Source organism: Stenotrophomonas sp. YJH_SMC_133 (genome assembly GCF_059370655.1).
In genome coordinates this window covers 53,292-68,838 of record NZ_JCAFTW010000003.1, presented here as the reverse complement: position 1 = coordinate 68,838, position 15,547 = coordinate 53,292, and the positions used below count along the sequence as shown (strand labels likewise).

General features: G+C 67.2%; 17 protein-coding genes. 10 read left to right on the top strand and 7 right to left on the bottom strand.

Annotated elements, in window-relative coordinates:
- Positions 1-19: 19 nt before the first annotated feature.
- From AC5P78_RS04760 to AC5P78_RS04745, 4 genes are all read left to right on the top strand, one after another.
- The gene (locus tag AC5P78_RS04760) at positions 20-1,027 is read left to right on the top strand and encodes a LacI family DNA-binding transcriptional regulator (protein ID WP_024956977.1); all 1,008 of its coding nucleotides are present in this window, start codon (positions 20-22) and stop codon (positions 1,025-1,027) included.
- A 146-nt stretch (positions 1,028-1,173) separates the two neighbouring features.
- A complete protein-coding gene (locus AC5P78_RS04755) occupies positions 1,174-2,226 on the top strand; it encodes a sensor domain-containing diguanylate cyclase (RefSeq protein ID WP_024956978.1) in 1,053 nt (350 codons plus the stop codon).
- 107 nt (positions 2,227-2,333) lie between these two features.
- The gene (locus tag AC5P78_RS04750) at positions 2,334-3,359 is read left to right on the top strand and encodes an AI-2E family transporter (RefSeq protein ID WP_099474304.1); all 1,026 of its coding nucleotides are present in this window, start codon (positions 2,334-2,336) and stop codon (positions 3,357-3,359) included.
- A 162-nt stretch (positions 3,360-3,521) separates the two neighbouring features.
- The gene (locus tag AC5P78_RS04745; RefSeq protein WP_049397633.1) at positions 3,522-5,264 is read left to right on the top strand and encodes a GGDEF domain-containing protein; all 1,743 of its coding nucleotides are present in this window, start codon (positions 3,522-3,524) and stop codon (positions 5,262-5,264) included.
- Positions 5,265-5,273: 9 nt separating this feature from the next.
- Here AC5P78_RS04745 and AC5P78_RS04740 read toward each other — a convergent pair whose 3' ends face one another.
- Both AC5P78_RS04740 and AC5P78_RS04735 read right to left on the bottom strand, forming a co-directional pair.
- Complete coding sequence (locus AC5P78_RS04740; protein ID WP_024956981.1) at positions 5,274-5,780, bottom strand: PaaI family thioesterase; 507 nt, start codon at positions 5,778-5,780, stop codon at positions 5,274-5,276.
- 35 nt (positions 5,781-5,815) lie between these two features.
- Complete coding sequence (locus tag AC5P78_RS04735) at positions 5,816-6,250, bottom strand: hypothetical protein (protein WP_012479406.1); 435 nt, start codon at positions 6,248-6,250, stop codon at positions 5,816-5,818.
- Positions 6,251-6,533: 283 nt separating this feature from the next.
- On the opposite strand from AC5P78_RS04735, the gene AC5P78_RS04730 reads away from it, so the two are divergent.
- Positions 6,534-6,965: a pyridoxamine 5'-phosphate oxidase family protein gene (locus tag AC5P78_RS04730; protein ID WP_005412573.1), complete on the top strand. Its 432-nt coding sequence runs from the start codon at positions 6,534-6,536 to the stop codon at positions 6,963-6,965.
- 38 nt (positions 6,966-7,003) lie between these two features.
- Here AC5P78_RS04730 and AC5P78_RS04725 read toward each other — a convergent pair whose 3' ends face one another.
- Both AC5P78_RS04725 and AC5P78_RS04720 read right to left on the bottom strand, forming a co-directional pair.
- Complete coding sequence (locus AC5P78_RS04725) at positions 7,004-8,398, bottom strand: DUF2867 domain-containing protein (protein ID WP_076738862.1); 1,395 nt, start codon at positions 8,396-8,398, stop codon at positions 7,004-7,006.
- 24 nt (positions 8,399-8,422) lie between these two features.
- Positions 8,423-8,734 carry a metalloregulator ArsR/SmtB family transcription factor gene (locus AC5P78_RS04720; RefSeq protein WP_004147836.1) on the bottom strand — a complete coding sequence of 104 codons (312 nt, stop codon included), beginning with the start codon at positions 8,732-8,734 and terminating at the stop codon, positions 8,423-8,425.
- Positions 8,735-8,863: 129 nt separating this feature from the next.
- Between AC5P78_RS04720 and AC5P78_RS04715 the strand changes: the two genes are divergently transcribed.
- The 5 genes from AC5P78_RS04715 to AC5P78_RS04695 all read left to right on the top strand — a co-directional run bounded on the left by AC5P78_RS04715 (position 8,864) and on the right by AC5P78_RS04695 (position 13,174).
- Complete coding sequence (locus AC5P78_RS04715; RefSeq protein ID WP_076738861.1) at positions 8,864-9,445, top strand: NMCC_0638 family (lipo)protein; 582 nt, start codon at positions 8,864-8,866, stop codon at positions 9,443-9,445.
- A gap of 184 nt (positions 9,446-9,629) precedes the next feature.
- Positions 9,630-10,097 carry a DUF2975 domain-containing protein gene (locus AC5P78_RS04710; protein WP_414498316.1) on the top strand — a complete coding sequence of 156 codons (468 nt, stop codon included), beginning with the start codon at positions 9,630-9,632 and terminating at the stop codon, positions 10,095-10,097.
- A complete protein-coding gene (locus AC5P78_RS04705) occupies positions 10,097-10,321 on the top strand; it encodes a helix-turn-helix domain-containing protein (protein ID WP_012479411.1) in 225 nt (74 codons plus the stop codon). Before AC5P78_RS04710 ends, AC5P78_RS04705 begins: the two co-directional genes overlap by 1 nt.
- Positions 10,322-10,364: 43 nt before the next feature.
- Positions 10,365-11,903 (top strand): TerC family protein, encoded by a 1,539-nt coding sequence (locus AC5P78_RS04700; protein WP_262094749.1) that lies wholly within the window; start codon positions 10,365-10,367, stop codon positions 11,901-11,903.
- A 134-nt stretch (positions 11,904-12,037) separates the two neighbouring features.
- Positions 12,038-13,174 (top strand): metallophosphoesterase, encoded by a 1,137-nt coding sequence (locus AC5P78_RS04695; RefSeq protein WP_088431564.1) that lies wholly within the window; start codon positions 12,038-12,040, stop codon positions 13,172-13,174.
- 56 nt (positions 13,175-13,230) lie between these two features.
- Here AC5P78_RS04695 and AC5P78_RS04690 read toward each other — a convergent pair whose 3' ends face one another.
- From AC5P78_RS04690 to AC5P78_RS04680, 3 genes are all read right to left on the bottom strand, one after another.
- Positions 13,231-13,869: a ferric reductase-like transmembrane domain-containing protein gene (locus AC5P78_RS04690; protein ID WP_049403232.1), complete on the bottom strand. Its 639-nt coding sequence runs from the start codon at positions 13,867-13,869 to the stop codon at positions 13,231-13,233.
- A gap of 83 nt (positions 13,870-13,952) precedes the next feature.
- The gene (locus tag AC5P78_RS04685; RefSeq protein WP_088431566.1) at positions 13,953-14,687 is read right to left on the bottom strand and encodes an HvfC family RiPP maturation protein; all 735 of its coding nucleotides are present in this window, start codon (positions 14,685-14,687) and stop codon (positions 13,953-13,955) included.
- Positions 14,680-15,525, bottom strand: coding sequence for an HvfB family MNIO-type RiPP peptide maturase (locus AC5P78_RS04680; RefSeq protein WP_005408499.1), 846 nt, complete (start codon positions 15,523-15,525; stop codon positions 14,680-14,682). Before AC5P78_RS04680 ends, AC5P78_RS04685 begins: the two co-directional genes overlap by 8 nt.
- Between the last annotated feature and the right edge of the window lie 22 nt (positions 15,526-15,547).

The following is a 15,547-nucleotide window of genomic DNA, read 5'->3' as shown; positions in this document are numbered from 1 at the left end:
GGGCGGGAGAACTAACGCCATGGCCACCATCTACGACATCGCAAAGCACGTCGGCGTCTCCGCCGGCACCGTGTCGCGTGCACTTTCGCGGCCGGACAAAGTACTGCCGGCCACGCGCACGCGCATCGAGCAGGCCGCCGCGGCGTTGGGCTACGTGCCCAACACGGTTGCCCGCACGCTCAAGACCCAGCGCAGCGGCAAGATACTGGTCACGGTGCCGGATATCGCCAACCCGTTCTTCGCGCAGATCCTGCAAGGGGCGGAAGACGCCGCGCAGGCTGTCGGCTATGCGGTGCTGCTGGGCGATACGCAGGACCAACCCGACCGCGAGGAACGCTACGCGCAGATGCTCCGGCGCAACGAGGCCGACGGCATGATCGTGCTTGGCCATCGCCTGCCACCGACGGCGCGCGAGATTGTCCAGCAGAGGGGGGCTGCCGCGCCGGTGGTCAACGGCTGCGAGTTCGATCCCGCGCTGGGCCTGCCCAGTGTGCACATCGACAATGCCGCCGCCGCACGCGCCGTCATGGAGCACTTGTACGCACTGGGCCATGAACGGATCGCCGTGGTCGGTGGGCCGCCGGACAATCCCCTGCACCAGCAGCGCCTGGAAGGGGTACGGGGGGCCGGCAAGGTGCGTGGCCGCCTGCGCCAGCTGAGCATCGTGCCGGGGGATTTTTCAGTGGAATCCGGCCATGCGGCTGCCATGGCGCTGCTGGACGGCACGTCCGCACCAACGGCGATCTTCTGCTTCAGCGACCAGATGGCGCTGGGCACCCTGGCGGCCTGCCGGGAGCTGGGCATCCGCGTGCCGGAAGACCTGTCCATCGTCGGCTTTGATGATCTGGCGTCTTCCCGCTACCTCACGCCGCCGCTGACGACCATCCGGCAGCCGATGCGGGAAATCGGCGCGCGCGCGGTCAACCTGCTGCTCGCCATCATCGAACAGGTGGATGTTCCGCTTCAACAGACGCTGGATTTCAGCCTGATGGTGCGGGGATCGACGGCTGCGCCCCGACGCAGGTGACCACGGGGTGGGGCCGCGGAGCGTGGCAGCCGGCCCGCGCGATATCGTGCAACCTTGATCCCGAATTGACGCAAAGCTGTCAGACTCATCGCAGGCAGCCCGGCAAGGGCCTTAGCAGCAGGTGCGATCGCGCAAGGGGGGCGGCAATGCCATTCTTCACCGATTCGGCGGAAGGCGCGGTCGAAGGCATTGGCGCGGCACGTCGCATCGGGTGGATGCGTTTCGTCGGCAATGGACTGGGAGCGATCCCCATCGCCTCGATCATGCTTGAACGCCAGGATGGCGGGCTGGCGTGGGTCCTGCTGCTGCTCAACGCGCTGGCGTGGCCGGCACTGGCATTGCTGCTGACCCAGCGCTCCCGCCAGCCGGCGGTCGTCCAGTTCCGTTGCATGGTGGCCGACTCCTTCTTCGGCGGTGGCTGGATCGCCTTCATGGCGTTGAGCGCGGTGCCCAGCGCACTGTTCGCCGCGCTGCTGGTGGCCGACAAGATCGCTGCCGGTGGCGTGCGCCTGGCGATGCGCGCCACGCTGGCCCTGCTGCTGGGCTTCGCACTCACCTGGTGGTTGCTCGGCTTCCCTTACCAGCCGGTCACCTCGCAGCGCACGATCGTGCTGAGTGTCCCGTTCCTGTTCGTGTATGGCATCGGCCTCAGCATTCTCAGCTGGCAGCTGGCGCGCCGGGTCAAATCGCAGAACCGTCAGCTGCAGCGGCTCAGCCGGATGGACCCGCTGGTCGAGCTGGCCAACCGTGGCTTCCTGATCCTGCGTGCGCAGCAGGCGCTGGACCGGGCCCAGGGCCAGGGCGGCTTTGCCTGCCTGCTGATGCTCGATGTGGATGATTTCAAGCGCATCAATGACTCGCATGGCCACCGCGCCGGTGACGAGGTGCTGCGGCATATCGCGGCGACATTGCGCACCTTTGCCCGGCCCGGTGATACGCCCGCGCGGCTGGGGGGCGATGAGTTCGTGGTGCTGCTGTGCGACTGCGCGCCCGTCGATGCGATGCACGTGGCCGAGCGGGTGCGCCTGCACCTGCTGGAGGCCGCGCGGCAGGCCACGCCGGGCGTGGAGTTCAGCGTGAGTATCGGTATTGCCGCGACGCCGCGTGGCGGTAGTGTCGAGGACTGGTTGGCACTGGCCGACCGCGCGCTCTACCACGCCAAGCGGCAGGGCAAGAACACAGCCAGCTACGGTGAGTGAGTGCGGCACGGCTGCCGCCGAACGAGGCCGAAACGCCCGTTCATCCTGCACGCGGAATCGGCACGCCAATCCTCTACCATGGGCCACCCCGCCCGGACGCGCCGCCCATGCAAGACGCCCTCGTTGCCCAGCCCAAGCCCCCCGTTGCGAGGATCGCGGCCTGGCTGATGATGCTGTTGGGCATGTGGCTGGCGCTGAAGCTCGGCCTGGTGGTAACGCTGCTGTCGGGCCTGCTGGTGTTCCAGCTGACCCATGTGCTGGCGTCCACCGTGGAAGGCAAGCTGCCGCCGGGGCGGGCGCGGGCGATCGCGGTGATCGTGCTGTCGGCAATCATCATCAGCGCGCTGGTGCTGGCCGGGATCGGTGTGGCGTCGTTCTTCCGCAACGAGACCGGTGGGCCGGACGCGCTGCTGGCACGGCTGATGGATATCCTCAATTCGTCGCGCCACCAGGTACCGGCGCTGCTGCAGCCGTATATCCCCGAGGACATGCCGGCGCTCCGTGCGGCGCTGAATGACTGGGCCGCCGAGCACCAGCGCCAGCTGGGCGTGGCCGGTACCTCGGTGGTGCAGGTGGGTGTACGCGTACTGATCGGCATGGTGCTGGGCGCGATGATCGCGCTGTACGACGAACTGCCGATGCCGACGATGGGGCCGCTGGCGCAGGAGCTGATCGGGCGCACCAGCCGTCTGGCCACCGCGTTCCGCCAGGTGGTGTTCGCGCAGGTGAAGATCTCCCTGCTCAACACCCTTTTCACCGCCATCTTCCTGCTGGGCGTGCTGCCGTTGTTCGGCGTGCACCTGCCCCTTTCCAAGACGCTGGTGCTGATCACCTTCATCGCCGGCCTGCTGCCGGTGGTGGGCAACATCATCTCCAACACCATCATCAGCATCGTCGCGTTGTCGGTCTCGTTCTATGTGGCCGTGGCCGCGCTGTTGTACCTGATCGTGATCCACAAGCTGGAGTACTTCCTCAATGCGCGCATCGTCGGTGGCGAGATCCAGGCGCGTGCCTGGGAGCTGCTGCTGGCCATGCTGGTGATGGAGGCGGCGTTCGGCCTGCCGGGCCTGGTCGCCGCGCCGGTGTTCTATGCCTACGTGAAGCGCGAACTGGTCGACCAGCGCTGGATCTGACGCGGCTGGGCATGACGTATTTGTCCCGGTTCGAATGTTCGCGCGGCCTTGTCGGTGCGTTCGCGGTCGGCAGGGTATACCCACCGCCACGGTTGGCCCGCGAGTGGCTTGGCGCCTGTGTAGCCGGCCGTTACAGTGTTCGGCACTACAGGGGAAATGTGCATGGCCCGCAAGGCGTCGCCCATCGGATTGCGGACCTGGGTCTGGATCCTGGCTGGGCTGTTCGTAGTCTGTACGCTGCCGCTGATGGCCATCGCACTGGTGCAGGGCACGCTGCGCTTCACGGCCGCCGAGGACAACCTGGCCAGCCTGCGCCAGCTGCGGCAGACCTTCGACCTGGCCAACCTGGTGTCGGCCGAACGCGGCCCCGCCAACAGCCTGCTGGGGGCCGACCCGGCCGATGCGGCCGAGCAGGCACCGCTGGCCGCGCAGCTGGCGGCCGCGCGCAAGCGGGTCGACGCTGCCCTGCTGCAGCTGGACACCGTGTTCAAGGCTGATCCGGGAGTGGTCGACGAGCATGGGCTGCTGGCCGACGCGCAACGTCGCCTGCAATCGGCGCGGGCTGCGGTCGACCGGGTCGTGGCGCAACCCCATGACGCACGCCGCGTGGAGGAGGTGGAGCGTGCGATCAGTGGCATGTTCGCCGTGGTCGATCGCCTGCACCTGCTGACCTCGGCACAGATCAACGTGCTGGTCAGCGCCGACCGTGAAGCAGCGATTCCGGCGATGCAGGGCCAGGTGCTGATCGATCTTCGCGAGCATGGTGGCCGCCTGGCCTCGAATGTGATGGCGCCGGTGGCGGTGCCAGGGGCATGGCGGGAGGAACAGGTACGCGCTGCACTGCAGACCGAGGGTCGCCTGTTGGAGCTGTGGCGGTTGGCGGGCAGCCACGAGTCGGTGTTCCGCAGTGACCCGGAATTGTCATGGCACTGGGACATGGCGCGTCGGCAGTTCTTCGGCGAATCGCTGCCGATGATCGAGCAGTTGATCGAAGATGGCCGCCGAGGCCTGCCGCCGCCATGGACCGCCGCCGAATTCACCACGCGCTACGTGCCGACCCTGCAGTCGCTTGAGGCGCTGCGTGATGGCTACCTGAGCGTGTCAATCGCCCGCTTTGAACGCACCCGCAATCGCGAGGCCATGCGCCTGGCCGTGCTGGTGGCGACCGCGCTGGGCACACTGGTGGTGCTGGGCGTGGCATTGCGCATTGCCCACCGGCAGATCCTGCAGCCGTTACTGCAGGCGCAGACACAGGTGATCCAGCTTGCGTCGGATGCACCCGGTCCGGAGCAGCATGTCACCCACCCGCTGGCCGAGATGCAGCGCTTGTTCGACGCCATCGAAGTACTGCGTGAGAAATCGCGCGAGCGCTCGGCACTGACCAGCGAGCTGCGCCAGCTCGCTGGCACCGACGAGCTGACCGGATTGTTGAACCGGCGCGCGCTGGATGAGGTGGTGCAGCAGAGACACGCGGGGGGCGATGCAAGCGCCGTGGTGATCCTGCTGGACGTGGATCGCTTCAAGGCGATCAACGATGGCCATGGCCATGATGCCGGCGACGAAGTGCTGGTGCGGGTGGCGCAGTTGTTGCGGCATCAGCTGCGCCGCAGCGACAGCATCGCCCGTTATGGCGGCGAGGAATTCCTGGTGCTGCTGGCCGACGGTGATCTGGCCGGTGGCCGCCAGCTGGCCGAGTCATTGCGATTGGCCCTGCAGCAGATGGACATCGCGCTGGCCGGCGGCACCGTGCTGCGGGTGACCGCCAGTTTCGGCGTGGCCGAGGGCGGCACCGACGCGCTGGGCTGGCGCACCCTGCTACGAGCCGCCGATGCGGCCATGTACCGGGCCAAGGCGCAGGGGCGTGATCGGGTACGGGTGGCGGGTGGCGGTCGCATCACGCGTTGAGGGCATGCGTCAGCCGATGCGTGCATGCACCCGCCGCAGCGTCCGCGCGATCATCCGGCGCGCGATCGGACGTGGTACCGATAATCCACGCCAGCGCAGCGCACCCACCCGGAAGGTGGCGGTGGCGGTGGCCAGTACGTTGCCTGCCGGGTCAGTCAGCCAGCCACGCGTGAAGGCGATGCTCCCCTTGCTGTGCTCGACTTCGCCCCAACCGATGATGCGCCCGGGTCGTGCCGGACTGACGAAACTGGTCTTGGATTCCACCGTGACCGCGATACGGTTGGCGGGCAGTGTGGCGTAGATCGCCGGCCCCATGCAGTCATCCAGCATCGCCGACAGGAAGCCTCCCTGCACGTTGCCCATCGGGTTGGTCAGCATCGGCCCGGCGTCGAACTCGACATGGATGCGGCGCAGTGCGTCGTCGTAGTCGACGAATCGCCAGCCGAGCAGGGTGCCCGCCTGGGAGGGCGGCAGATCACCGTTGACCACGCTGTAGAAGATCGATTCGGGATTCATGGGAGCCTCGATGGAGGGATAGGAGGGAGCACGCATCAGGACAGTGCCAACAGGGCCAGCACGAATCCGATGACCGACAGCAGCACCACCGCGGCGCCGGCGGGCACCGGTGTACGCGCACCGGTGCGTCGCCGCACGCCGGAAGCGACCAGTACCGGCGGCACGGTGGCGACCAGGCAGAACAACTGGAAGGCCAGCAGTTGCGGCAGCGCGAAGTGTCCGCCGAAGAAGATCAGCCAGGCCAGCATCACGCCGGCGCCGGCCAGTGCGATCCAACCGGCGCCGACCACGCGGATGAGTGCCATCAGCAGCAACTGCATGCGCGGTTCGACCTCCTTCCATGGCAGGCCCACGGCCTGGCCGTGGTAGGGCATGAAGTCCGAGCGTTTCAGGTAGGCCGCAGCAAACAGCGAGACAATGAAGAACGCCAACAGGTAGCAGCCGAACGCGAGCCAGGCGAACAGGTCCATGTGGGGCCATGCGGTTGCGGAGGGGAGCCCCGGTGATGCCGGCGGCCATGCCGGATGCATCGCGAGGTTGCGCGATTCTCGGGCAATGCCCTGTTAGAGGCGTGTCGCGGCGTGGAGGACCGTTCCTCCATCCGCTGTTAACGCGGGTGTGGTGGTGAGGAATGCGTCACACACGTGCCATGTGCCCTATCTCGTTTTCTGTGAAGAGGTCGCAACTGCCCATCCACGCTTCGGTCACCGCCCTGCGCAGACGCTGGGACTCCATCCGACGAGGGAAGACGACATGACCCAGCTCACCCTGCCTGAACTGTCCAGGAAAATGGCCGGCATCGATTTCACGATGCTGCAGACCCACGCCGGCGGAGAGATTGCCGGTCGTCCGATGAGCAACAACGGCGACGTGGACTATGACGGTGACAGCTGGTTCTTCACCACCGAAGACACCGACATGGTGCGCGAGATTGAAGCTGACCCCGCCGTCGCGTTGGGTTTTTCCGGCAGCAAGTCGCTGCTGGGCAAGCCACCGTTGTTCGTGCACGTGCAGGGCAGGGCAGCGCTGGTGCGCGACCGGGCCACGATGAGCCAGCACTGGGTGAAGGACCTGGAGCGATGGTTCGAACAGGGCGTGGATACACCGGGACTGGTGCTGATTCACGTGCGCGCCAGCCGCATCCACTACTGGGATGGCGAGGACGAGGGCGAAATCGTGATCTGAGCGGAACCGTGCAGCGCCCGGCGCATCGTGTTCCAGGGTCAGCAGTGCGCAGGGTGTGCTGCCGGATCCCCAAGATTGGCCAGCTCCGGTGCCAAGGCGTGTTCCACCGCACGCCGCAGCAGTGCCGGCGCGACATAGTGCCGGTGCCCGGCGTCGATCAGTGCCATGTACATGCCGCCGAACGCATTGAGGGTCTGCACGCGAGAGCCCAGGCTGATCTCGACATGTCCATCGCTACGCCGCTGCACGCGCACGCTGCTACGGAAACGCAGGTGCCGATCGTCGGCGCCGAGCAGGACTTCGGCGTCGTTGTCCTGCGCATCGATGTGCGAATCCAGCACCGGAAATCGACCAGCGAACAACCGGCTGCGATCGGTGGACAGCAGTGACGACACCGGGCATCCCAGCGGCGACGTGCGCAACCGCAACGGCGCCACCAGTCGGTTTCGCAGCGCCATCAGATGGCCTACGCCGCTGGGCGGATTGCGCAGGAAGCCGTCCAGTACATCGGCCAGCAGTGCCGACGCGGAACGGTGGACCACCTGCGAGGGGTCCAGGCACAGGGTGGTCAGGTCCTGGTAGTGGCTGTGCGGCAGCGCTGTGGGCAGCAGGCCATCGGTGGCGGCGGGCCGCGAACGGATGGGATAGGCCGGTGTGGCACGTTCGACGAACCCGCGCAGCGGCCGCATGGGGATGCGGCGCAGCGGGCCGAGCAGCGCACGGGTACGCGCGCAGAGGTGTGCGCACAGGCTGGGAGGCGCCGCCTGCAGCGACAGTTGCAACAGCGGTGCCGCCGCAAGCGAGGTGCCCGAAGGCCAGTGCGATTCCGGAAGCACCTCGGTCAGGCTGGGGATATCGGCGGCATTGCGTTGCACCTGTGCACGCGCCTGCTCGCTCATCGCGCCGGCCAGTTCATTGCTGTGGCAGGACAACGCGAACAGCGCTGGATGTGCAGGATGGTTCGACGCGAACTGGTGCCAGGTGCCGCCGCCGAAGCGCACGGTAAACAGGCAGTCCGGTGGGATGCGGATGCGCCGAAGCGTGTGCGCGAAGGCACCGGGATCTGCCGCCAGCTGCGTGTCGGAGGCGGTGGCGAAACGCAGCTCGGCTCCCGCGCTGCCGGCGATGGCGGTGAACATGCGCGGGCCTGCATGGCGATGAAACGGATGGCCACCGGCACCGACGGTGAAGCTGTACAGCGAGGAGGCATCCCCGTGCTGCAGGTGCATGCCACCCAGTCGCGCCGAAGGTTCATCCAACGCATCGATGAACGCCGGGTGGTGGCGCTGACGCTGGCTGGCGTCACTCACCAGCGCGTCACCGGCACCGATGCCGAGCTGCGCGATCAGGGTGACTTCGGTCGGACTGCCGCCGTCCTGTGCCGGAAGCTGCACTGCTGGAAACGAACGGCGATCGCGGGTCGAACCAGGCATCGTCATGCTCCTTGGCGGGGCGGATCAGCGGGCGGGGGACTTGCGGCGGGCGCGGGCTTCACGCTTGAGCGGGCCGCCGACAGGGCAGACTTCGGCCGCCCACGAGAACAACGTGTTGGCCAAACGGTCGGGTACCTGCCTGAAGTACACGAACTGGCCGCGTTTCTCGCGTTCGATCAGTCCGGCTTCCTCGAGGATGCGCAGGTGGCTGGACAACGCCGGCTTGCTGAAGTCGAAGCGCTCGGCCAGCTCGCCCGCGCTGAGTTCGCCGGCACTGAGATAAGCCAGGATCTGCCGGCGGGCGGTGGAGGCAAGGGCTTCGAAGATGCGGTCCATGGCGAGCTAATTAACTAATTCGTTAACTGATACTCCTCCCGCCGGTGGCGGCTGTCAAGCCATGACCCATTGCGCGGCACGCCCGGGCTTTGCCATCCTCCCTGCTGTTTTCCGTAGCGTGGAATCCCGATGCGTCCTGCGTTCTGGCTGGCTTTGGCCCTGCTGCCCACCCTGGCGGCGGCGCAACCCGCGCGCACGCCCAAGGCCAAGGGTCCGGCGCAGGATCCCTTCAGCGAGCTGTTCGATACCGCCTGCATGCAGCACATCGGGGCCCCGGCGCGGTTGCAGTCGCTGATGGAATCCAATGGGCTGTCGCCGCTGCAGCCCGCCGAAGCCGCCGCGCTGTTGCAGGGGCAATCGGGCGTGGCCTGGATGGTGCCCCTGGCCAGTGGCCGTTATGCGGTGAGCTGGGCTGACGATGGCACGTGCACGGTCTACGCCGAAAAGGCCGACGCGGCGGTCGTGCAGAAGGGATTCGCCCGGTTGGTGCAGGCCGCGCCGATGCCGTTGCAGGTGCGCTCGCTGCCGGGACGTGGGCCGCTGTCGGCCGATCAGGTGGCGATCCAGTACGGCTGGGCCACCCCGGGGCAGGGCAAGCTGCAGGTGCGCTTCCGCCTGGTCACGCGACAGGCCGCCGATGCCGGTGTGCAGGCGATGGCCTCTGCGACGCCGGGTGAGGCGATGCTGGAGCGGGGCGCGCCCGGGCCCTGACAGGAGCCACGCCTGCGGTTCAGCCTTTCACGCAGCGTGTGATATATCGTTTATCGATAAATCCATCCCGGGGCGGCGCGTCCACCCCAACACCGGAGGCCGCTTGACCGCTCGTCCCGCCCGCGCCAGACCCGCGCGAGGCCTGTTTGCCCTGGCCCAGGCCGCCGTACAGGCCGTCCGGGCGATGTGCTGGCTGGGCATCCTGGCCGCACTGCTGGCGGTGTCGCTGGTCGCCCACGACCGCCGCTGGCTGCTCGACAGCGTGCATGACGCCGAGGCCGCTGCCGCGCACGGCAATGATCTGTTCCTGCACTTCTGCCTGGGCCTGGGCGCGATCATCGCGCTGCTGGTGCTGTGCCTGCTGTTCCTGCGCCATCTGCTGAGGCTGCTGAAGTCGGCGGCGCGCGAGCGGCCGTTCACCCACGCCAATGCACGGCGCCTGCAGCGCATGGCCTGGCTGATGCTGGCAATGGAACTGCTGTCGATCCTGATCGGTGCCTATTCGGCCTGGATGGGCCCGGATTTCACCTGGATGGAGGTCGGCGGTGGCATGTCGATCACTGGCCTGGTGGCCGTGCTGATGCTGTTCGTGCTGGCGCGCGTCTTCGCCGTGGGCGCAGCGATGCGCGACGACCTCGACGGTGTCATCTGATGGCGATCGTCATCACCCTGGACCGCATGCTGCAGGCACGGGGCATGACCCTGTCCGAGCTGGCCGGGCGCATCGACATCACCCTGGCCAATCTGTCGATCCTGAAGACCGGCAAGGCGCGCGCCATCCGCTTTTCCACCCTTGATGCGATCTGCCGCGAGCTGCAGTGCACGCCCGGCGACCTGCTCGGGCACGACCCGGCGCAGGCACAGGACGCTGACTGAGCGGTCGCTCTTTTCCCTTACCTACTGACGAAACGGACCTGAAATGGAATGGTTGGCTGACCCCTCGATCTGGATGGGCCTTGCAACCCTGGTCGTGCTGGAGATCGTTCTCGGCATCGACAACCTGGTGTTCATCGCGATCCTTGCCGACAAGCTACCGCCGCACCAGCGTGACCGCGCGCGGGTAATCGGCCTGGCGCTGGCCTTGCTGATGCGGCTGGTGCTGCTGGCGGCGTTGGCGTGGATCATGAAACTGACCGAGCCGCTGCTGACGCTGTTCGACCACAGCTTCTCCGGGCGTGACCTGATCCTGTTGGGCGGTGGCCTGTTCCTGCTGTTCAAGGGCACCATGGAGCTGCACGAACGGCTGGAAGGCCGCGAACACCACGAGGATGGCAAGAAGGTCTACGCCAGCTTCGCAATGGTGGTGGCACAGATCGTGGTGCTCGACGCGGTGTTCTCGCTGGACTCGGTGATCACCGCGGTGGGCATGGTCGACAACCTGGGCGTGATGTATGCCGCCGTGACCATCGCGATGGCGCTGATGCTGTTGGCCAGCAAGCCGCTGACGCGCTTCGTCAACAAGCATCCCACGGTGGTGGTGCTGTGCCTGGGCTTCCTGCTGATGATCGGTTTCAGCCTGGTGGCCGAGGGCCTGGGCTACAAGATTCCGAAGGGTTACCTGTACGCGGCGATTGCCTTCTCGATCCTGGTCGAGGCGTTCAACCAGTGGGTGCGTTTCAACCGTGAGCGCAACGAGCGCCGCCAGCCGTTCCGCCAGCGCACCGCCGACGCCGTGCTGCGCATGCTGGGCGCGCGCCCGGCCAATGGCCACGACGACGAAAGCGCGGACGAACACGTCGATGCCGAAGAGCGCCTGCAGCCGGCGGAGCACGAGATGATCCGCAGCGTGCTGGGGCTGGCCGATCGCCCGGTGTCGAGCGTGATGACGGTGCGTGCCGACGTGCAGTGGATCGACCTGGCCCGTGGGCAGGAGGATGTGGTGGCACGCCTGGTGGCGTCGCCGCACACCCGCCTGCTGGTGGGTGATGGCGACCTGGACAGCCTGCGTGGCGTGGTGCAGAGCCGCGACCTGCTGGCCGACCTGCTGCAGGGCAGGCCGCTGCAGCTGGAAGGCAACCTGCGCGAGCCGCAGTACGTGCTGTCCAGTGCCAGCGCGCTGCAGGCGCTGGAACTGATCCGCCAGCACCCGGTGCCGTTGGCGGTGGCGGTGGACGAGTACGGCAGCGTGGAAGGCCTGGTGACCGCCAATGACCTGCTGGCGGCCATTGCCGGTGACCTGGTCGATACCCAGGACGAGCGCTATGGCGTGGTCGCGCAGGGCGAGGACCAGTGGGAGGCCGATGGTGCGCTGACTCTGGACGACCTGCAGCGGCTGGCCGGCGTATCGCTGCCGCGCAGTGCCGACTACATGACCATCTCCGGCCTGGTGCTGGAGCGTCTGGGGCGCCTGCCGGACATCGGTGACGCGGTGGAGGTTGCGGATGTTCGCATCACCGTACTGGCGATGGAGAAGCGTCGCATCGCCCGCCTGCGGGTGGAGCGCCTGGGGCATCCGTAGCGTCGAGCCATGCGCGATCGGGGTTCTGTAGCGTCGAGCCATGCTCGACGGCTTCCTGGGCAGCCGGGCATGGGCCCGGCTCTACACAACACGACCCGCAGCCGTCACCATGGCGGGCCCGCTTTCTGTCATGGATGGTTGCAGTGCTGAGTACGATCGGTTTGTTGATGGGCCTGTATGTGGCCTGGCGCCTGTTCTGGCCACTGCGCATGCCCATCTGGATGAAGGTCGTGCTGTCGTTGCTGCTGGTGGGCGTGGCCGTGCAGCTGCGCATCGTCGCCACCTTCTGGGGCACGATGGCCTCGCCGGAGATCCCGAAGCTGGCCATCGCCGTTCTGGCCACCGGCTCCACGGCGGTACTGCTGCTGGCCTTGATGATGCTGGTACTGGATGCCGGCCTGCTGCTTTCGCGCCTGCTGCGTTGGCCGCGCATCGTATCGGCCCTGCGCGCCTCGAAGCTGCGGCCGTTGGCCGGCCTGCTGGCGCTGCTTGTGAGTGGCTATGGCATCAGCCAGGGCATGGCCGTGCCCCAGCCTCGGCAGATCGACGTGGCGATCAAGGATCTGCCTGCTGCGTTCGACGGCTATCGCGTGCTGCAGCTGACCGACATCCACGCCAGCCGCTTGCTGACTGGCGACTGGGTGCGCAAGGTTGTGGACAAGAGCAACGCACTGACACCGGACCTGATCGTGATCACTGGCGATCTGATCGACGGCAGTGTCGAGGCCCGCCGTGACGACGCGCGCCCGCTCGCGGACCTGCGGGCGCCGGACGGCGTCGTCGCCATCACCGGCAACCACGAGTACTACGCGCAGTACCAGGCGTGGATGCAGGCGTTCCGCGCGCTGCACATGCAGGTGCTGGAGAACAGCCATCTGCAGGTACGCCGTGATGACGCGGCGCTGACCATCGCCGGCGTCACCGATCCGGTGGCGGCACGCTATGGCCTGCCGCTGCCGGATCTGGAGACCGCGCTGGCCGGCGCCGATCCCTCTGCACCGGTGATCCTGCTCGATCACCGCCCGCGCAATGCGCGTGAAGCTGCCGCGCGCGGTGTGAAGCTGCAATTGTCCGGGCATACCCACGGCGGGCAGATCTTTGGTATGGACCAGCTGGTGAAACGAGCCAACGGCGGCTATGTCTCCGGCCGCTACGACGTGGACGGGATGACGCTTTACGTGGGCAACGGTGCGGGCCTCTGGGCAGGTTTCCCGGCGCGCATCGGCGTGCCGTCGGAGATCACCCTGATCACGCTGCGCCGCGCGCCTTGACCTGAAGTGGGGGTCAGATCCCATTCCCGCAGGTAAAGGCATCTGGCGCCAGCCCCTCAGGCCGCCCGCAGCGGCGGCCGCACATGCGCACTTCGGCGCAGCGCCTGCGCCCGCTTGGCGATCCAGCGCACCACGAAGGCGGTGAACAGCAGCGCCGACGGCACCGCATACCAGAAGTTGCCCGGAACGCGCTTGAAGTACGAGTAGGTAAACACCGCCGCAATGATCCACATACCGGTGACGTGCAGGCGACGCCAGGCGGTGGGTCCCATGCGCCGGGCGAGCCCCCGGTGCGAGGTGATGGCCATCGCCAGGATGGCAATGTAGCCCACCGTGCCCGGGAGGTTGGCCAGCGCGGATCGTGCTGGCCAGAACGCCGGGTTGAGGATGCCGAAACTGGTGATCGCGACTGCATGCAACAGGTGCGAGAACGCGAAGGACAGGCCGATGATGCGCCGTTCGCGCAGCAGGAAGCGGGTGAACGGGCCTGGCAGAAGGCTGGCGAACGACGATGCCGTGAACGCTGCCAGGAACAGCAGGAACGATGTGCGCGCAGTGACCCGGATCGCGGCTCGGCTGCCTTCGGCTGCATCGGGATACAGGGCGAAGGCCGCCAGCGCGAAGGCGATCAGGACCACCGCTACGGCCACGAACAGGCGCCAGCCATGCAGGAAGGACGTGTTGGAAGGAGCCATGATGAGATCTCGAAGTAGGGGGACGGTAGTGCCGGCCGCTGGCCGGCCAAGGAACGGGTAGTGCCGGCCGCTGGCCGGCACCCTCAGAAAGCAGGCAATGCAACCAGCACGCCCGCCGCGCACAGCTCGCCCAGAACAGGCACGCAGGCCATGCGCAATGCGTCCGCTGCCACGCCATGTGTTTCGGACAGCAGCTGCAGTGCTTCATCCACCGACGCGCTGTCGTCACCGAACACCGACAGCAGCGCGTAGGCCAGCGGTGACAGTTCCTCGGTCTGCAGGCTGAAATCGGCGAGGCGCTGGATCACCAGCAGCGTGGGAGCCGTGCTCAACACCGGCTCCAGCGCCCCGTCCTCATGTACTGGCCACTGGTAGCCAAGCACCCGCACCAATGGCGAAACCGCCAGCACATCATTGCCTACGGGAGCGCGCTGCAGCGGCCGCCCGCCGTCACGCGCTTCAATGTGCAGCGACTGCTGCGTGCTCTCGTAGTGCGCCAGTTCCGCTGCCCAGCCCGGCAGCGCCAGCGTGTCCTGCACCGCCAGCCAGGCCGCGAACTCGCCGGCGATCCGTGGGAACAACGGGGTGTGACAGATGTGGCTGGCATAGTAGTGCTCCACGATGTCGCGCCAGCGCGACGTGCCCAACTGTTGCTGCAGTCGCGGCAGGCTGCCCGCCAGCAGGCTGTCCAAGCTGTCGATGCACAGGCGGCGGTAGACCGCCATCCGCCGCGCCTCGATGTCATCGGGTGCGGTCTTTGCAGGGTCGCGCACATGATCGGCCCAGCGCCGTTGCAGGGTAGCCAGCGACTCAGCCATGGGTCACCTCGGGCCAACGTGCCTCGGCCTGCGCCTGGCGGATCTGCCCGACCTCGGCCAGCAATTCGGCAAGCGGGGGGAAGTTGAAGTCGCGTTCGAGCAGCGTGGGGCGCACGCCCACCCGCATGTAGGCCTCGCGCAACAGCGCCCAGACCACGCCTTTCACCGGCGCACCATGGGTATCGATCTTGAAGCCGTCGTCTTCATCGAAGTGGCCCGCTACGTGCAGCGAGGCGACACGGTGGGACGGCACGCGGGCCAGGAATTCGAAGGCGTCGTAACCGTTGTTGCAGGCATTGACGAAGACGTTGTTGACGTCCAGCAGCAGGTCGCAGTCGGCTTCGGCGAGCACGGCGTTGATGAAGTCGATCTCGCTCATGTCCGCGCCGGCGATGGCGTAGTAGGAAATGTTCTCCACGGCGATGCGTCGGCCCAGCATGTCCTGCACTTGGGCGATACGGCCGGCGACATGGTGAACGGCCTCGGCGGTGAACGGCAGTGGCAGCAGGTCGTAGACATGGCCGCCGGCGGCGCAGTAGCTCAGGTGTTCGCTGTACAGCTGCACCTGGTGCAGGTCGAGGAAGGCACGGGTCTGTGCCAGCAGGGTGCGGTCCAGCGGATCAGGACCGCCCAGCGACAGCGACAGGCCATGGCAGGTCAAGGAGTGGCGCTCGCTGAGTTGGCGCAGCGCAGCGCCGTGTGCACCGCCGATGCCGATCCAGTTGTCGGGGGAGACTTCGAGAAAGTCGATGGCTCCGGCCGGCATTGCCAGCAGTTCGTCGATCAGCCCACGGCGCAGGCCAAGACCGGCGGCATGGGCGGGCAGGGGCAGGGACATGGTGGATGCTCCAGAGAGAGGG